We start from the raw sequence: 19,219 nt of genomic DNA on the forward strand, positions 1-19,219 counted from the left end.
GTACAAATGGCGGATGTCTCTTATCGGCTTGGTATAGACATAGGAGGAACATTTACTGATTTATCGCTGATGAATGAAGCAACAGGGGCGCTGACTGAACTCAAAACACCCACAGTGACTGACGACCCAGCCCAGGGAATTATCAATGGGCTAAAACTTCTAAAAGACAGGGGTGTTGATTTATCTAAAATCCAATATCTCGTACACGGAATGACAATCGGTCTTAATACATTATTGCAGCGAAAAGGAGCAGACTTAGCCCTTTTTGTGACGGAAGGCTTTCAAGACATATTGTCACTACAACGTTTACGGTTACCCATTCCTTATGACTTCAATTCTCGTTTGCCGGAACCATTGATACCACGAAAGCATGTATACCCAATCTCTGAAAGGTTGATACACGATGGTACGATCAAAAAACCTCTCCATCTGCAGCAATTAGATCATGCTGTCCAGCAGGTCATGTCTAAAAGGCTAGCAGGTATTGTCATTTCTTTTTTACATAGTTATCAAAATCCAGTTCATGAATTACAGGCAAAAGCCTATATCAAACACCATTATCCGCAATTAGAAGTTCTTACTTCATCTGAATTATGGCCTCAAATGAGAGAATACGAGCGTACTGTGATGTCTGTTGTCAATTTGTACATTCAACCAAAGGTAAAACAGTATTTACAAACATTGAAAAGCCGTTTGAAGGAAGAAGGTGTACCAATTTCTCCATACATTACACAATCAAATGGTGGTTTAATGGATGCAGAAAGTGCAGCAACCTCACCTGTTAAAACACTTTTTTCTGGTCCAGCAGCTGGTGTCATTGGTGCGGCAAGAATCGCAGCCTCTGCAAACGAATCCAACCTGATCACTTTTGATGTAGGGGGGACGAGTGCAGATATCTCCATTATTCAAAAGGGGCAGCCTACAATGGCTCAGTCTAATCAGCTTTCAGGTTTTCCTATCATTCTTCCATCTGTTGCGATGTATTCAATAGGGGCAGGCGGAGGTTCTGTCGCGTGGATTGATCAGGGCGGGCTTCTCAAAGCAGGACCAGAATCAGTTGGCTCACAGCCGGGACCAGCTTCGTATGGTAAGGGAAAGAAAGCCGCCTTAACTGATGCGTTCCTCATATGCGGTTATCTCAATCAAGAGCGTTTTGCCGGAGGACATTTACAACTACAGCTGTCCGCGGCGGAAAAAGCCTTTCAGCCAATTGCTGACCAGCTCAACAAAACAGTAGAAGAAGCGGCTGACCAGCTGATTCAAGTAGCTGTCGCCAATATGTACACAGAATTAAGCAATGTCATGGAGCAGCAGGGGTTTGACCCAAGAGATTTTAGTTTACTAGCGTTTGGCGGAGCAGGACCGGTTGTGGCGAATTTCCTTGCGCGAGAAATCCATGCGAAAAACGTGGTCGTTCCTCCAGGTCCAGGAACATTATGTGCATTAGGTGCTCTGACCGCTGATTTTATTCATGATGCGGTGCTGTCGAAGAAAATATGCTTACAAGACTACTCGATAGATCAACTAAAACAAGATTATGAGATGCTTTCGCGAAAAGCGACTGATTGGTTCAGTCGGCAGAACATTCAGCATATTAAACAGACATCCATTCTATTATTGGCAGATGCACGTTATCAAGGACAAGCCTTTGAGATTGAATTACCATTATCAGCTGAATGGCTGAAGCAAGAACAAGATATCCACCAACTCATTGAAGCCTTTCACAAACTGCATCAGCGTCAATATGGTCATAGAGATGATCAGGCGAACATCGAGTTTACTCATTTACGAGTTCGAGTCATAGGCGAGACGCCGCCGCTGCCTTTCACACCTGTTCATGAAAGCAGCGGACAATCTTTGAAGCCATATGAATACAGGCGAATCTTTATAGAAGAAAAAGAACATGAAGCAGCTATTTATTACAGAGATACTTTGTCAGTAGGTTCTGTCATCAATGGACCTGCCATTATTGAGCAGGATGATACGACAACATTGATTCTGCCAAATTGGACAGGCAGCATTGATCAATCAGGGAACTTGGTGATTTCAAGGGAGGCGGCTTTACATGAGAACTGATCCAGCAAAGCTTGAGATGATGCGCAGTTATTTTAATGCAATTGCGTCTGGCATGGGACATGTCATTGAGCGGACGTCTTTTACGACTTTCGTCAAAGAATCAGCTGACTTTGCGACAGCGTTAGCCACGCCTTCTGGAGATTTCTTTGTTTATCCGAAGACAGTGGGTGTAACGATCTTTTTAGGGCTGAGTCTTAAAAAAGCGATTGAAGAGAGCGGGGCGATGCAGCCGGGAGATATTATCATCACAAATGACCCTTATACGACAGATGGTTTAGCGACTCACCTGCCGGATGTCCATATCATTAAGCCAATTTTCGTAGATGGTGAAATTGTCAGCTATGCTTGGTCTTTTGTTCATGTGAGTGATGTGGGCGGACTTGTGCCCTCGAGTATTTCACCGACAGCAACAGATGTCCATCAAGAAGGATTAAGAATCCCGCCAGTGAAAATTTATGAAGGCGGGAAAGAGAATCAGGTCGTTCGTACCTTTTTAAGAGCCAACAGCCGAGCCAGTCATTTAAATGATGGGGATATCAATGCGATGATTGCTGCAGTAAATACAGCAGAAATTCGGTTAAAAGAAATGATCGGCAAATTTGGAAAAAATGAAGTGAAACAAGGAATGATGGACCTGCTGAAGCAAGCTGAGATTCGTGCAGGAAAGGTCATTGAAGCCATTCCGGATGGAACGAGTGAATTCGCTGATTATTTAGATGATGATATGATCTCGGATGTGCCGATCCGATTGAAAATCAAGTTAACGGTCAAAGGAAAGCGGCTGACGCTGGATTTCTCTGAGTGTGACCCGCAAGTGAAAACAGCTTTTAACCTTGTCACTAATGGTCAGAAGCATTCCTTCCTATATCAAGGGTTGATTAATTACATTATTAGTAAAGATCCCTTTATACCGATTAATGGCGGAATAACATATCCAATTGAAGTGATTTCACCTAAAGGGACGCTGGTGCATCCAGAATACCCGGCCTCTGTTGGTATTCGGCATTCGATTACGATGAGGCTGTATAATGTCGTGCTAGGCGCCATTGGTAAGCTGTTACCTGAAGCAGTGCCGGCAGCAGGTGCAGGTCAATCTGCTATTGTTGTTCTCTCTGTTCCTGATGATCAAACAGGTGGCAGGAAAATGTCTGTTGTCGAACCATTAGGCGGAGGCGGCGGTGCTCAAAATGGAACGGATGGAGTAGATGGCATTGATCATTCATCTGGCTTTTTGAAAAATACACCCATTGAGAGTTTAGAACAGCATATTGATATTCATGTTCACCGATATGAGCTTTTGCCGAACACAGGCGGGGCAGGAGAAAACAGAGGTGGACATGCGATTGGTTTGGAATTTGAAATGATCAAGCCTGAATCTATGGTGACCGCACGAGGAATGGAACGAATGAAGTTTCAGCCTTGGGGGTTAATGGGCGGCCGAGCAGGAGCTGTTGGTGAGGTCAAGCTGATCACAGCAAAAGGTGAAAAACAAGACCAGCCAAAAATAGATGTTCTGCGTCTTGAAAAAGGCGATATTGTGCAATTAATATCACCAAGTGGAGGCGGCTGGGGAAATCCATTTGCTAGAAATAAAGAAAAAGTCCTTCAGGAAGTGGAAGCAGGTCTATTAAGTGAAGAAAGAGCGCTGCAGCAATATGGCGTTAAAGTGTATCTAGACCAAAATGAATGGAAGATTGATGAAAAGCAAACGAATAAGCTTCGTGAAAAGGTTGATCATCCTGCTGATATCATGTGGGATTTCGGAGAACACAGAGAAGCTTATGAGAAAGTATGGACGGATGAAGCCAGCAGCGAGCTTGCTGTGCAGCTGCGTTCTTACCCAGCTAATGAACGTACGCATTATAAACATGCAGTTCATCAACATTTCAGTCATAGAAATGAGCCGTTAACAAAGAAAGATATTATTCAAGCACTTCTTCATATGGATGGACAAAAAGGGGGAAATCAATCATGAAAAGAAGATTAATCACTATTTTTGCAGGTGTACTATCAATGATTCTACTGCTGACAGCTTGCGGTGGAAATGGACAGGATCAAGGTAAACAGCAGCAGACTGTGATCGTTGGCGTATACGGAGGCGATTGGGAAAAGAATATCAAACCAATCCTCGAAAAGTTTGAAAAAGATACGGGAATTAAAGTCCAAACCGTCTCTGGAGCGGATTCTGAATGGTTTACGAAATTAAAAGCGTCCAATGGAAAAAATCCACCGTATGACCTGCTTATTTTACAGCCTGATACGATTCAAAGAGGCATTGCAGCAAATGTTCTTGCGCCGATTGACGAAGAGCAAGCACCGAATGTCAAAAAACTTTACCGTTCTGTCCAAAAGAAGCTCACTATTGATGGGAAACAATATGCAGCAGGCTTTAGCATGGGGCAGCTAGGAATTGCTTATCGAAAAGATCTTGTGAAGCAGGAACCAAACAGCTGGACAGACCTATGGAGCAGTCAGCTAAAAGGGAAGGTGGCGATATCATCTCCGACTTATTCAGCCGGTTTGCAATTTTTCTCTGCGCTTGTCCATGCTCAAGGGGGGACAGAATCAAATCCTAAGGATATTGATAAAGCCTTTAAAAGCCTTTCACAATTAAAAGGACATGTAGCTGCTTTTCCAGATAATCCAGGGTCTATTCAAACCTTGTTAGAACGTGGTGACGTGGCAGCAGTTCCATATTGGGATGGACGAGTATTTGCACTTGAAGAAGAAGGAATGGATATTGGTTTCTCATATCCGAAAGAAGGCGCTGTTGCAGCTGTTGCGAGCTGGGCTTTAACGAAGGGAAGTCAGCATGAAGAAGCGGCTTACAAACTATTAAACTATTTAAGTGGAAAAGAAGCTCAGGAGGCTTTCTCGGAAAAATCTTATTATGGCATGTCGAATTCTGATGTGAAATACGGTGACAAGATTAAGGGGAAGGTCAAGGTTGGAGAGAATTATTATAGCAAGCTGACTTGGGTAGATTACGAAACAGCAACTTCAGAGCTTGGCAATTGGACAAATCGATGGAACGAAGTATTAGGCGGAGGAAAATAGGTGATCGCATGAGTGGAATCCATTTAGAACATATCAGCCAGCATTTCGGCGAGCAGATTGCTCTTAACGATGTCAGTCTTACGGTGAATGAGGGAGAGTTTTTCTCCCTTCTTGGCCCTAGCGGCTGCGGAAAATCAACGTTATTAAACATCATTGGCGGTTTTTTAGAGCCAACAAAAGGTGTCGTCTATATTGGTGATCAGGATGTGACGACTTTACCGCCTTATCAAAGAAAAACGGGTATGGTCTTTCAAAGCTATGCACTCTTTCCGCATCTGACCGTATTTGATAATGTGGCGTACGGGTTAAAGGTTCAAAAGAAAAAGAAGGCAGAAATCAAAGAGAAAGTAATGGAATGTTTGTCTCTTGTGCAATTAGAGGCGTTTGCGAAACGTATGCCGCATCAATTAAGTGGTGGACAGCAGCAGCGGGTAGCGATTGCAAGGGCGCTTGCGATTCAGCCGTCTGTTCTTCTTCTTGATGAACCGCTCAGTAACCTAGATGCAAAACTTAGAAAGAATATGCAGACAGAGCTTCGAAATATTCAAAAGAATGTCGGAATTACAACCATCCTCGTGACCCATGACCAAGAGGAAGCATTAAGCCTTTCTGATCGGATTGGGATTTTAGGTGAGGGAAGAATCCAGCAGATTGGGACGCCTTTAGAGGTGTATCGCCAGCCAAACAATCGATTTGTTGCTGAATTTATCGGACAGGTGAACCTATTTGAAGCAGTATATGATGAAGCTAAAGCTGCATTTATCGTTCCTCATTTAACCCAGTCAAACGGGCAGCATGTTGAGTTAAAGGCTGCGGCACACCAAGAGAAGAAGGGGAATCATTTACTCATGCTCCGTCCAGAAAGAATCAGCATATCTTCTGAGTGGGAAAACGTTCAGCCCAACCATGTATCAGGCGTGCTGGCAGATGTCAGTTATATTGGTCACTCATTACGTTTGGTGGTGGGGCTCGATAGCGGTGAAATGATTGTCCATGCTTCTGATGCAGCATTTCCTGAACTGCCGAAAGCTGGAGAAGCTATTCATATCAATTGGCAGCCTGAAGATATTGTTTTCCTAGATTCGAAGGTGCACACGTGATGCGTATCAAGAAAAAAAATCAGCGATTTCATTGGTTCATGCTGCTGCCTGCGTGTTTGTTTCTTGTTGTATTTCTTCTAGCGCCGCTTGTGATGATGTTCGTCCTCAGTTTTCGCGATGTGGATTCAATGATGAATACATTACAAACGTACAGCTTTTCTCAATATATTCATGTGTTCACGACAGATGCGTATGTGAAGGCGATTGGAAGTACAGTGTGGGTAGCCTTGCAGACAACGGTAATTTGTTTATTGATGGCATACCCCGCAGCATACGTGCTCGTCAAGGCACCTCATCCGCGTCTGCGGGCATTTTTCTATATCTTACTTGTCTCGCCGCTTTTGACAAGTGTTGTGATTCGGACGTTTGCATGGATTGTCCTTCTTTCGCAAAATGGTCTGATCAATGGCATGTTATTAGATTTACATGTGATTGAGAAGCCGCTCTCTATGCTGTGGAATATGAATGCGGTGATTATTGCTTATGTTCAGGTCATGCTGCCTTTTGCAGTGCTGCCTATCGCGACGAGCTTAACCGATATGGATCGTCATTTACGACCGGCTTCTATGAGTCTAGGAGCTGGACGTATTCGAACCTTCTTTCATGTGACCTTTCCACTGACCATTCCAGGTATGGTGACTGGAGCTATTATTGTCTTTTCACTGGCGGCTGGGAGCTATATCACCCCGCTGTTAGTCGGCGGAAGGATGCAGCCTCTGCTGCCGCTGTCTATTTATCAGCAGGTCATGCAGGTGTATAACTTGCCTCTTGCTGCAGCGATGTCCTTTACGTTATTGGTTTGTGTGCTTGTGGTGGTCAGTTTATTAAGCTATCTATTGAAGCGTTGGGAGGCGAGGATGCATGCGTAAAAAATCATTAGGTGACCGCTTGCTTTCAATCCTGATTTGGACTGCTGGGTCATTGGTTTATCTCTTTTTAACCATACCTGTTCTTGTCATCGTTTTATCTGCTTTTAGTCCAAATGCCTTTCCTGAATTTCCGCCGACTTCGTTCTCCGTTCGTTGGTTTCAAGAGGTCGTGTCGAATCCAGAATGGATGGAGTCTCTGCGTATCAGTGTGATTTTGCTATTCATCGTAACGCCGCTCACGGTTCTTTTAGGCACGATGGCTTCGTATGCTTTAGCAAGGCTTACCTTTAAGGGAAAGGAGGCCATCCAAGCCTTCATTTTGTCACCACTTATGATTCCTCAGGTAGTGTTGGGGATTGCCATGCTTTATTTGTTTACGGCTATGGGGTTTACGGGATCTTTGTGGGCGCTTGTCATAGGTCACGTCATTATTGGCTTTCCCTATGTGGTTCGAACAGTAGGCGTCAGTGTCTCGAATTTGGACCCGCAGCTTGAGCTAGCTTCAATGAATCTTGGCGCAGGACCCATTCGCACATTCTTTCGAGTGACGCTGCCTTTGATTAAGCCAGGAATTATTGCAGGCGGAGTGTTTTCAGCTGTGACGTCATTTGGGGAAATATCGATCAGTTTGTTCGTTTCCTCTCCCCAAACCATTACGATTCCCATCAGGACGTTTAATTACATTGAGCAAACCTTTGATCCGAGTGTCAATGCGATATCTGTCATATTTATTATCATTTCTATCATTGCGTTGCTCATCATTGAGAAAACGATTGGCCTGTCTAAGGTGATGTAAATATAATGAAGAAACAAGGGAGCTGTCATTTGAAATGGCAGCTCTTTTTGTGTTGTTTTTACGGTAAATATTTTCAATTTTTCAGGGAATATAGTTCTTAAGATTTAAGAAATTTTGGAGAATGAAAGGAGACCTCTATCCTGCATTTTCGGTCATATTTGCAAATTTTAAGGGGAAACATGAAATTTTTGCGGTATTTAGTCGATTATTTTCGGTTGAACGCAACTATTATTAGTTATTTTCGGTAAATATCGTAAATTATCATGTGATTCATTCGGTATAACGCATGAATCTTTACACCCATTTTTCGGTGAAAAAAACAATAATTTCATATAAAGTGGACGTAAATAGAAAATATTTAAAAAGAAAAGAAGAAAAAGGCAAATCTATGGAAACGTAGAGACGCAAAGCCATGTCCTAAGGTGAAAGTTGCTTTTTTTACTATGGTCGGCAGGTTACCGAATCAAAATGGGAGTCCCTCCGTTTTATTCGGGGTGGGCTTCTTTCCGTATTTCGTCTATTTAATCAAATAGACTTGGTTCTTTTGATATAGAGGGTGCAGGGTGTCACATTGGTGGAGAAAACATAGAAGAGGCGGAGGATAAGAATGAATACAGTTTATTACCCCTTAACACATGCGCAAAAGCGAGTATTCTACACGGAAAGATTTTATCCAGGTACAAGTATTTCTAATTTGGGTGGATTCGCCAGATTGAGATCGGTATCAGGTTTAGATCCATCTTTAGTCGTTGACGTGCTTCAAGCGTACATTCGCCAAACTGACTCCCTTCGTTTGAGGCTGGTGTATCGACATGAGCAGGAGGAGCCTGTTCAATATATGAAGCCTTATGAAGAACAGCCGATTCGCATGGAGAAGGGCTGGAGTGAAGAAGAAGTGAGGGCTTGGGCGAATGAGCAAATCCGTGAGCCAATGCCGTTAATTGACAGCCCCTTGATTGAATTTACGGTCTTTCAAATCAGTGATCAAGAGTGCTGGCTGTTCTGTAAAGCACATCATATTGTGGCGGATGGTATCTCGATTATCTTGATGGGAAATCGCATTATCGACTTATACCAGAACATGCTGCACGGGGTAGACATCTCACCGGTTGAGGAGATTTCCTTCGTTGATCACATCATGAGTGAGCAAAGCTATGAAACTTCTAAACGATTTCAAAAAGACCAAGCCTTTTGGAATGAGCAATTTGCCAATATTCCAGATTTCGCTTCTTTAAAACCGCATAAGGGATACGAGATGAGTTTACATGCGCAGCGATTTTCGGGGGATATTCCAGATTCTTTGAAGGAGAAACTTCGTGCTTTTTGTGAAGAGCAGAAAGTCAGTATGCTCTCGATGTTTATGTCCACTGTTTATGTATATTTACATCGTTTTAGCGGCATGGAGGATGTTGTTCTTGGAACCTTTATGGGCAACCGAACGAATGCCAAAGAAAAAAAGATGATTGGTATGTTTGTTTCCACGATTCCAATGCGTGCATCTGTTCATGGGTCGCAAACATTTCTTGATTTCGTAAAACAGGTCATGGCGGATCAAATGAAGATCTTGCGTCACCAAAAGTACCCTTACAATCTCCTCATGAATGATTTGCGAGAAAGAGAAGGGTTTACAGGGCGCCTTTTTGATATTTCTTTAGAATACCAGGTCATGCAGTGGCAGAAAAAAGAGAATCTGTCTTTTATTACTGAACCGATTTTTAGCGGGAGCGGAATGAATGATATTTCAATCCATGTAAAGGACCGCTGGGATACAGATACATTGACCATTGATTTGGACTACCGTACAGATGTATTCACCGAAGAAGAAATCAGTAAGATGTTTGATCGATTTTTGATCATACTAGAGGCGGCGGTCTCTCAGCCTGACCAGCTGATCGGGACACTTCCTTTACTTCCATCAGATGAACAAAAGGAACTGCTGCAACTATCTGAGAGAATCCCGTTTGAAAAACCAGCTGAAAAACCGGTTCACCACATGTTTGATGAGACAGCAAATAAGTATGCAGAGCGGACAGCCATTGTAGCGGAAAATGGAGCATTTACTTATGGAGAGCTGTATCAAAAGGCAGAAAAGCTGGCGCGGTTTTTACAAATGAAAGGTGTCTCGCGTGATGTGCCTGTTGCTGTCCTAATGGATCGGAAGGCAGATGCTATGGTGGCGATCTTCGGCATATTAAAGGCTGGCGGGGCGTATGTACCGATTGATCCGGCATTACCTGAGGAGCGCATTCAATATATTGTGGAGGATTCTGGTGCTTCCATTGTGTTAACAGAGGAATCGTTCGTTTCAACATACCGTGCCCTCTCGGAAAAAATGGTCGTTCAGCAGCAAATCGAATTAGATGATGGTCTGCTGCCTGCGCTTGTAAATCAGTCGGCACCTGAGGATTTGGCTTACATGATTTATACATCAGGTACGACTGGAAAGCCGAAAGGCGTCATGATTGAGCATCTTCAGCTGCATCATTTGGTCCATGCCTTGCATCATGAGATTTATCAAGGGGCGAGTGAGCTTCAAATGGCGCTTCTTGCACCATTCCATTTTGATGCATCGGTGAAACAAATCTTTGCTGCTCTTTTATTTGGGCATACGCTTCATATCATCCCGCGAGAAACGACGAGAAATGGTGTTCAATTAGCGGCTTATTATAAAAAACATCAAATTGAAGCAGCAGACGGAACACCGGCGCATGTGCAGCTTTTACTTGCAGCGGATTTGGACGGGCTGTCATTGACACACATGTTGATTGGGGGAGAAGCATTGCCTGCGAAAGCAGCACACTCTCTTATCGAAGCGCTTCGTATGAGTGAGCCTGATTTTACTTTGTGGAATGTGTATGGTCCGACTGAGACGTGTGTCGATGCGGCGGTTCATCGTCTGGAACTAAGTGAGCTGCGCGAATCATCTGAACAGCAGCGTTATGTGTCGATCGGAAAACCACTCGGTCATCACCGTCTTTATATTTTAAATGACCATGATCAATTACAGGTGCAGGGGGCTATTGGAGAGCTATGCATTGCAGGGATAGGTGTTGGACGAGGCTATGTGAATCAGCCTGAATTAACGGAGAAGGTATTCACGACAGATCCGTTTTCTCCACACGAGCGGATGTATCGAACGGGGGATCTAGTCAGATGGCTTCCGGATGGCACCATTGATTATCTTGGCAGAATGGATGATCAAGTAAAAATAAGGGGTTACCGCATAGAAACAGGCGAAATTGAAGCAGTGATGGAGCAGGTAGATGGAGTCGATCAAGCTGTCGTACTTGTGGTTGATGAAGCGGATGGGGAAAAGGCGTTAAGTGCTTACTATCAAGCTCGTCAAGAAGGTGTGTCAGTTGACATGCTGCAAGCCGCTATCAAACATCAGCTTCCAGCTTACATGATGCCGCTCTATTTCAAAGAGCTCGATGCATTTCCACTCACAGTCAGCGGCAAAGTCGATCGTCGTGCACTTGCTGCTTTAAAAGGCGACAAAGCAGTTCATGCTGTATATGTTGCACCTAGAAACGATCTCGAAACGAAGCTTGTGCGTTTGTGGGAAGAAATCCTTGGTCAAGAGAAGATGGGTGTATATGATTCTTTCTTCGAGCGAGGTGGTCATTCACTTAAAGCGATGACAGTACTCACACATGTTCAGCGAGACTTTCAGGTGGAAGTGCCGCTCTCCATTTTATTTGAACAGCAGACCATTGCTGCTTTGGCTGCCTACATTGAGCAAGCGGAAACATCTTCTGAAACGGTGATACCAAAAGCGCCGGCAGCAGACCACTATCCATTGTCACCTCCACAGCAGCGCGTTTATATGGTGAGTCAATTGGAGCAAAGCACCGCATACCATATGCCGGCTGTTGTGAGGTTAAAAGGAACATTGCAGCGAGAGAAGCTGACTGAAGCCTTTGAAAGACTCATCACACGTCATGATATGCTGCGTACTTCTTTTCATACGTTGAAAGGTGTTCCATGTCAGCAGGTAGCTCCATCAGTGCCATTTCAAATAGAGCAGCTGACAGGCGGCACGATGGAAGAAAATATGCAGCAATTTGTCAGACCTTTTGACCTTGAGTGTGCACCACTTCTTCGCATTGGCTTGAAGTCATTACATGATCAGGAGCACCTGCTCTTTTTCGATATGCATCATCTCATCTCAGATGGTCTTTCGATTGATTTAATGCTGCGTGAGCTGTCAGATGCTTACGAGGGATCGGTCAAAGCACCATTGAAGCTTCAATATCAAGATTATGCTGTTTGGCAAGAACACCAAGATTTTCAAAAAGAAGAGGCATTCTGGCTGCAGGAATTTTCGGGTGATCTTCCTGCTTTACAGCTGATGACCGATTATCAACGCCCAGCGGTCCAGTCTTTCACAGGGGATCGTGTGATCAAAGAAATAGATGAAACGTTAAAGGAACAATTGCAGGAGCTTGCGGCAAAACACCACACGACACTGTATACGGTTCTGCTTTCTGCTTACTATACATTGCTTGCGAAGTACACGGGTCAAAAGGAATTCGTGGTTGGAACACCGGCGGCAGGGCGTGTGCATGCAGACCTGGATGACATGATCGGCATGTTTGTCCAGACACTTGCTTTGCGGTCAGAGGTTGATCCGAATGGAACCGTGTCGCAGTTGATCGAGCAAGTTAAGGAAAAGACGATGCATGCATTTGAGCATCAGCAATATCCATTTGAACGGCTGCTTGAAAAGCTGAATATACCAAGAGATTTTAGCCGTCATCCTTTATTCGATACCGTTTTTACACTCATGCCAGATCATGGAGCAGCCCAGCATATTGGAGAGATGCAAGTTGAAATTGAAGAAACCAATTTCCATATTGCAAAGTTTGATTTAACGCTGCAAGCGATGGAGTCAGATCAAGGTTTATCCTTTGTCCTCGATTACAGTACGGCGCTATTTAAACGAAGTACAGCCGAGCAAATGCTACATCATTATATGTATTTGCTGGAGCAGATGGTCCAATCGCCGGAGGAAGCGATTCGATCCTATCGATTACTGTCTGAACAGGAAGCGGAAGCTCAACTGAATCTGTGGAATCCGTTACCGACGCCTTATCCGGCAGAAGAAACCATTGTGACGCAGTTTGAAGCACAGGTGCAGGAGCATGGTCATAAGTCTGCACTCCAATGTGAAGGTGTGATTCTTTCTTACCAAGAACTGAATGACCGAGTGAACCAGCTGGCTCATTATTTGCGTGAACATGGGTTTGAAAGAGGGATGAAAGCGGCCTTATTCTTTGAGCGATCTAATGAAATGGTACTCTCTGTTCTAGCTGTACTTAAGGCGGGCGGCGTCTATGTACCAATTGATCCTGATTTCCCTGATGAGCGCGTGAAGCACTTTTTGACAGACAGCGGTGCGCGATTCTTATTGACACATCAAGTGCTGCGCCATCGCTCGGTACTCGCTTCTTTCGAGGGAACCATCATCGAAACAGAAGATCAGGCAATTGACCAGCAATCAGACAGCCCTATAGATGTTGGTATTTTACCAGAGGACTTGGCGAATTTGACCTATACATCTGGTACAACTGGCAAGCCGAAAGGAAATATGGTGACACACCGGAACATTTTGAGAACGGTGAAGCAATCAAATTATCTTGCCATTCATCATGAAGACACGGTGATGAGCCTATCAAACTATGTATTTGATGCTTTTATGTTCGATGTGTTTGGTGCTTTATTAAACGGTGCGAAACTGATTGTTCTGCCAAAGGATCATATCTTAAACATGAATGAGCTTTCTGGAGCGATTGAGAAGGAAAAAGTCAGTATTTTAATGATCACGACAGCTCTTTTTCACTTACTCATCGATATGAAAAAAGACAGCCTGAAGAACGTCAGAAAAGTTCTGTTTGGCGGAGAGCGAGCTTCCGTGCCTCATGTCATGACTGCACTTGAAACGGTAGGAGAAGGCAAACTTGTTCATATGTACGGTCCTTCTGAAAGCACGATCTTTACTACGTATTATCCTGTGAATCGCATTGAGAAGCATGCGTTGTCTATTCCAATTGGAAAGCCAGTGAGTCAAACGGCTGTTTATATTGTAGATGAATTTGGGCAGCTGCAGCCGCCAGGTGTAGCAGGAGAGCTATGTGTCGCTGGTGATGGACTGGTGAAAGGATATTATGGACAGCCAGAGCTCACAAGCGAAAAATTCGTGGAAAATCCTTTCTGCCCTGGTGAGGTCATGTATAAAACGGGTGATCTTGCACGATGGCTGTCAAATGGAGAGATTGAATTCATTGGACGAATCGATCATCAAGTGAAGATTCGAGGTCAGCGTATTGAACTTGGAGAAATTGAGCATCAGCTGCTTCGCCATCCGCAATTGAAGGAAGCCGTCGTCATTGCGGCTCCAAATGATACATTATGTGTGTATTTCACAGCAGAAGGGTCTGTCTCATTAACTGATTTGCGCGAGCAAGCAGGACGTGAACTGCCTGTGTATATGATGCCGTCGTTCTTCATGCAATTAGACGATCTTCCGCTGACGAATAACGGCAAGGTAGATAGGCGCGCCTTACCGGTGCCTGACCTAAGTGAGCAGGGGGTAAATGAGTACATCCCTCCTCAAACCGAAACAGAGCATCACGTAGCGCGCATTTGGGAGGAAGTTCTTGAAGTGCCGAGAATCGGCAGGGACGATCATTTCTTTGAATGCGGTGGCCATTCGCTGCGCGGCATGAAAATGCTGAACAGGCTGTATGAAGAGATGCACGTGGAGCTCACTTTGAAGTCTTTATTTGAATCTCCAACATTAGAGGCGTTTGCCTTTGCGGTTGATCAAGCGGATCAAACGGAGATCAAGCGGGTGGAGGTTGCAGAAGAAGCGGCCTATTATCCAGTGACATCTGCTCAGAAAAGGCTGTTTGTATTGGAGAAAATGACCGATGCGGAGCAAAGCTATCATATGCCGGCTGCTTTAAAGCTAGAAGGTGTTTTTGATGAAAAACGATTTAAAAAAGCGATTGAGCAGCTTGTCCATCGTCATGAAGCATTTAGAACGAGCTTTGACTTTGTTCAGAATGAACCTGTTCAACGGATTGAATCAAATATTTCCTTAGACATTGAGGAAATCGAAGGGAACGGAAGAGACATACAGGAATTGATGAATGACTTTATCCGTACATTTGATATAGAAAAGGCGCCTCTACTCAGAGTAGGTCTAGTTTCTGCTTCCGTAAATGTTCATTATTTGCTGATTGATATGCACCATATCATTTCAGATGGTGCATCTGTGGGCATTTTAATTGAGGAGCTTTCAGCCTTGTATCGAGGGGACAAACTAGAGGAATTACCTGTTCAATATAAGGATTATGCGGTTTGGTCAAAAAGCGAGACGTTTGCTGCACAAATAGAAGCTGAAGAGGCGTTTTGGCTGGAGCAATTACAAGGAGAACTGCCTGTACTGGCACTGCCGGAAGACCTGCCAAGACCAAAAGTGCAAACATTCGCAGGAGAGCGCGTCTCATTTACAATCAATGGGCCGCTTAAAGCGAAATTGGATGAGCTGGTCAGAGCGCTCAACAGTACGACGTATACAGTCCTACTCACTTGCTACAGTACCCTTTTAAGCAAGCTATCAAGACAAGAAGATATCATCATCGGTTCACCGATTGTGGGCAGAACTCACCCTGATATTCAATCTGTCATTGGTATGTTTGTGAACACGCTGGCACTTAGAACAAAGCCAGCAGGACATCTGACAGCTGCAGAATTTGCGTCAAATGTTCATCAACTTGTGTTAGAGGCAAATGAGCATCAGTTGTACCCATTTGAAGAATTGGTAGACCAAGTACAAACGGTTCGAGACACTAGCCGTCACCCAATCTTTGATGTAGTGTTCTCGATGGAAAATGCGGATATCCGTGATTTAACGATGGATGGACTTCACATCGTTCCAGAGCCATTTGAAGAAAATATCGCCAAATTTGATTTGACCTTAACTGGAAACGAATCGGCTGATCACATTGAGCTTGTGTTCGATTTTAATACTTCTATCTTTCAACAGTCTTCGATTGAAAAGTGGAAGGAGTTTTTCCTTCATTTATTGGAACAAATGGTATCAGCGCCAGATCAATCGCTAGATCAAATGCAGCTATTATCACCGAAGCAGCAGCAAAAACTGCTCAGTGAATGGTCAGGTCCTGTCCTAGACGTTCCGTCAGATCAAACCATTCATAAACTGATCGAGGCTAAAGCATTTGAAGCACCGCACCAAAAAGCGGCAACCTTCTGCGGAACAAGCTGGACGTATGAAGAACTGAACAGTCGGGCGAATACAGTCGCTTCAAGGCTCATCTCAAACGGCATAAAACGAGGAGACCGCATCGGCATTCTCACCCGTCCGTCCCTTGATATGACGGCAGCTGTCCTTGGCGTCTTGAAGGCAGGTGCGGCATTCGTTCCAATCGATGCGGATTATCCGGATCAGCGCATTACCTACATGCTGGAAGACTGCGGGGCAGAGGTTCTTTTGATGCAAAAAGGATTGACTGCACCATCTTCATTCACAGGTCATGTCCTATTGATAGAGGATGCCGTAAAAGGTGAAGCGCAAGAAATTCAGATTCATATGAAACCGACTGATCTCGCCTATATGATTTACACGTCTGGAACAACAGGACAGCCGAAGGGTGTCATGGTCGAGCACCAGTCCCTTGTAAACCTAGCGTTTTGGCACAATGATGCCTTCCAAGTGACCAATGCAGATCGAACCGCCAAATATGCCGGCTTTGGCTTTGATGCCTCCATTTGGGAAATGTTCCCGTCATGGATCGCCGGCGCAGAGCTGCACATCATCGATGAAGCGATTCGTCTCGATATGATCAAGCTCAATGCGTATTTCAATCAAGAAGGTATCACCATTGCGTTCCTGCCGACCCAGTTATGCGAGCAGTTTATGTCAATGGACAATCATTCTCTGCGTTACTTACTAACAGGCGGAGATAAGCTGAAACAGATAAAGCCTGTTCCATATAAACTCGTGAATAACTACGGTCCGACGGAAAATACAGTCGTGGCGACAAGCGGGATTATCAATCCAGATCAAGGAACGCTTCCAATCGGAACAGCGATTGCCAATACACGTTTTTACATTATGGGTTCGTTATATGACCTCTCGCCGCCAGGCGTACCGGGTGAGCTTGTGATCGCAGGAAAAGGACTGGCTAGGGGGTACTGGAATCTTCCGGAGGAAACAGATAAACGATTTGTCCCAGATCCATTTTATCCAGGTGAGCGCATGTATCGCACAGGCGACTTAGTGAAATGGACAGAGGATGGCGAGCTGATCTATCACGGCAGAAAAGACCATCAGGTCAATATCCGAGGCTTCCGGATTGAGCTATCAGAAATTGAAGCTCAGCTTCTTGAGCTGGATTCAGTCAAAGAAGCAGTCGTGACAACGGTGAAAGATGCAAGCGATCAAGACGCCCTTGCCGCATATGTCATCACGGAGAATGAAACAGAAGACTTAAAAGAAAGCTTAAAACGCACGTTGCCAGACTATATGGTGCCTTCATGGATCATCAAGCTAGACCAACTGCCGATGACGGCAAATGGCAAAGTCGATCTGAAAGCATTGCCAACACCAGATATGGAAGCCAACCAAACGGCTTACGAAGCGCCAAGAGACGAAGTCGAAACGCTTCTATGCGGCATTTGGGAAGACGTACTTGGCGTGAGCCAAGTCGGCATTCACGATCACTTCTTCTTCCTTGGCGGAGATTCGATTAAAGGCATTCAAATGGCAAGCAGACTCACACAAGCGGGCTGGAAGCTCGATATGAAACTACTATTCCAGTACCCAACGATTGCAGAGCTACGCCCATATATCGAAGAAGCTGATCAACTGACAGCCGACCAGTCACCTGTCGAAGGGGAAGTCATTTTCACACCGATTCAGCGCTGGTTCTTTGAGCGAAACTTTACGAGTCAGCACCATTGGAACCAATCGGTTATGCTCCAAGCGCCAAATGGTTTGGATGAAACCATCGCTCAGCAAGTGTTGGAGCAGCTTATGATCCATCACGATGCCTTGCGAATGGTGTATCCGATTGAAGAAGGACGCGTGATCCAGCGTCATCGAAAAATCGAAGAAAACTTGGTGGCTGTTGATGTAATGGAAGTACGAGGGGAACTGTCGGAGCAAATCCTGCAGGTAGAAAAGCTGGCAAATGAAGTGCAGGCGAGTATATCGCTAGCAGAAGGACCTTTAGTAAAGCCAGCTATTTTCCGAACGGATCAAGGGGATCATTTACTGCTCGCTGTACATCATCTTGTCATCGATGGTGTGTCATGGCGTATTTTCCTTGAAGATTTTATGGCTCTTTATGAACAGTCGAAGCGCGGGGAAATCCTGACACTTCCTGAAAAAACACACTCTTTCCAAGAATATGCCCAGAAGCTGACGGAATACGCGATGTCAGATGAGTTGCTGTCGGAAAGAGCCTATTGGAAAAAGGTACTTGCGCATTCCGTTACACCGATTCAAAAGGATTATGTGACAGAAGATCAGCGGATGCTTCATACACAGACCATTCGTTTTACATTGTCTGAGGAGGAAACACGCAGTCTGCTGACAGATGTACATGAAGCATATCAAACAGACATCAATGATATTTTGCTGACAGCACTTGGATTGTCCATGAAAGAGTGGACAGGTGAAGACAGACACTTTATTCATCTTGAAGGACACGGGAGAGAGAACATCCTCCCTGCAATCAATGTATCACGGACGATTGGCTGGTTTACAAGTATGTATCCTGTGTTACTGGATATGTCGCATGCAGACGATCTTTCTTATCAGATCAAGCATTTAAAAGAGGAACTCAGGCACATTCCGAACAAGGGAATCGGCTATGGCATATTAAAATATTTAACCCCTGACAAGATGAAGGACGATATCTCATTTGATCTCGCGCCAGATATCAGCTTTAACTATCTTGGTCAGTTTGATGAACAGATCAGCGGTGAGTTAAGCCGCTCAACGTGGCATCCAGGACAATCGCTGAGTCCTGAATCAGAGAAACCTCATGCACTTGATATTGTGGGATTCGTCGAACAAGCCATGTTCCATGTGACGATTTCTTATCATCAACTTGAATTTGAAGAACGTACGATGGAACAATTCAAGGATCTTCTTGAAAAGAATGTGAGGGCGCTGATTTCACATTGCGTATCACAGGAGGAAACCCAGATGACACCTAGTGATGTAGGGGATGAAGATCTCACGATGGATGAACTTGAAAAGCTAATGGATATATTTTAAGCAAACG

At 44.5% G+C, this 19,219-nt stretch carries 7 protein-coding genes and 1 riboswitch; all 7 genes read left to right on the top strand.

Going from position 1 to position 19,219, the window contains the following annotated elements; genetic code table 11:
* The first annotated feature begins 6 nt into the window (after window positions 1-6).
* The 7 genes from C6344_RS15475 (at window position 7) to C6344_RS15505 (ending at window position 19,212) form a co-directional block, all read left to right on the top strand.
* The gene (locus C6344_RS15475; RefSeq protein WP_106037079.1) at window positions 7-2,076 is read left to right on the top strand and encodes a hydantoinase/oxoprolinase family protein; all 2,070 of its coding nucleotides are present in this window, start codon (window positions 7-9) and stop codon (window positions 2,074-2,076) included.
* Window positions 2,066-4,051 (top strand): hydantoinase B/oxoprolinase family protein, encoded by a 1,986-nt coding sequence (locus tag C6344_RS15480; protein ID WP_106037080.1) that lies wholly within the window; start codon window positions 2,066-2,068, stop codon window positions 4,049-4,051. Before C6344_RS15475 ends, C6344_RS15480 begins: the two co-directional genes overlap by 11 nt.
* The gene (locus C6344_RS15485) at window positions 4,048-5,133 is read left to right on the top strand and encodes an ABC transporter substrate-binding protein (protein WP_034664150.1); all 1,086 of its coding nucleotides are present in this window, start codon (window positions 4,048-4,050) and stop codon (window positions 5,131-5,133) included. Before C6344_RS15480 ends, C6344_RS15485 begins: the two co-directional genes overlap by 4 nt.
* Window positions 5,134-5,141: 8 nt before the next feature.
* The gene (locus C6344_RS15490) at window positions 5,142-6,233 is read left to right on the top strand and encodes an ABC transporter ATP-binding protein (RefSeq protein ID WP_060595512.1); all 1,092 of its coding nucleotides are present in this window, start codon (window positions 5,142-5,144) and stop codon (window positions 6,231-6,233) included.
* Window positions 6,233-7,102: an ABC transporter permease gene (locus tag C6344_RS15495; RefSeq protein WP_060595513.1), complete on the top strand. Its 870-nt coding sequence runs from the start codon at window positions 6,233-6,235 to the stop codon at window positions 7,100-7,102. The genes C6344_RS15490 and C6344_RS15495 overlap by 1 nt, the downstream gene beginning before the upstream one ends.
* The gene (locus C6344_RS15500) at window positions 7,095-7,898 is read left to right on the top strand and encodes an ABC transporter permease (RefSeq protein ID WP_060595514.1); all 804 of its coding nucleotides are present in this window, start codon (window positions 7,095-7,097) and stop codon (window positions 7,896-7,898) included. Before C6344_RS15495 ends, C6344_RS15500 begins: the two co-directional genes overlap by 8 nt.
* A 369-nt stretch (window positions 7,899-8,267) precedes the next feature.
* Window positions 8,268-8,361: riboswitch (cyclic di-GMP riboswitch) on the top strand.
* A 144-nt stretch (window positions 8,362-8,505) separates the two neighbouring features.
* Window positions 8,506-19,212, top strand: coding sequence for a non-ribosomal peptide synthetase (locus tag C6344_RS15505; protein WP_189313033.1), 10,707 nt, complete (start codon window positions 8,506-8,508; stop codon window positions 19,210-19,212).
* Window positions 19,213-19,219 lie beyond the last annotated feature (7 nt).

Origin of the sequence: Bacillus sp. GBSW19, from assembly GCF_002998655.1 — a bacterium.
Lineage (GTDB): Bacteria > Bacillota > Bacilli > Bacillales > Bacillaceae > Bacillus.

Bases quoted from the DNA above. Each gene is read 5' to 3' on its own strand.
- C6344_RS15475 (WP_106037079.1), top strand. From the start codon at position 7: ATGGCGGATGTCTCTTATCGGCTTGGTATAGACATAGGAGGAACATTT.
- C6344_RS15505 (WP_189313033.1), top strand. From the start codon at position 8,506: ATGAATACAGTTTATTACCCCTTAACACATGCGCAAAAGCGAGTATTC.
- C6344_RS15495 (WP_060595513.1), top strand. From the start codon at position 6,233: ATGCGTATCAAGAAAAAAAATCAGCGATTTCATTGGTTCATGCTGCTG.
- C6344_RS15490 (WP_060595512.1), top strand. From the start codon at position 5,142: ATGAGTGGAATCCATTTAGAACATATCAGCCAGCATTTCGGCGAGCAG.
- C6344_RS15500 (WP_060595514.1), top strand. From the start codon at position 7,095: ATGCGTAAAAAATCATTAGGTGACCGCTTGCTTTCAATCCTGATTTGG.
- C6344_RS15480 (WP_106037080.1), top strand. From the start codon at position 2,066: ATGAGAACTGATCCAGCAAAGCTTGAGATGATGCGCAGTTATTTTAAT.
- C6344_RS15485 (WP_034664150.1), top strand. From the start codon at position 4,048: ATGAAAAGAAGATTAATCACTATTTTTGCAGGTGTACTATCAATGATT.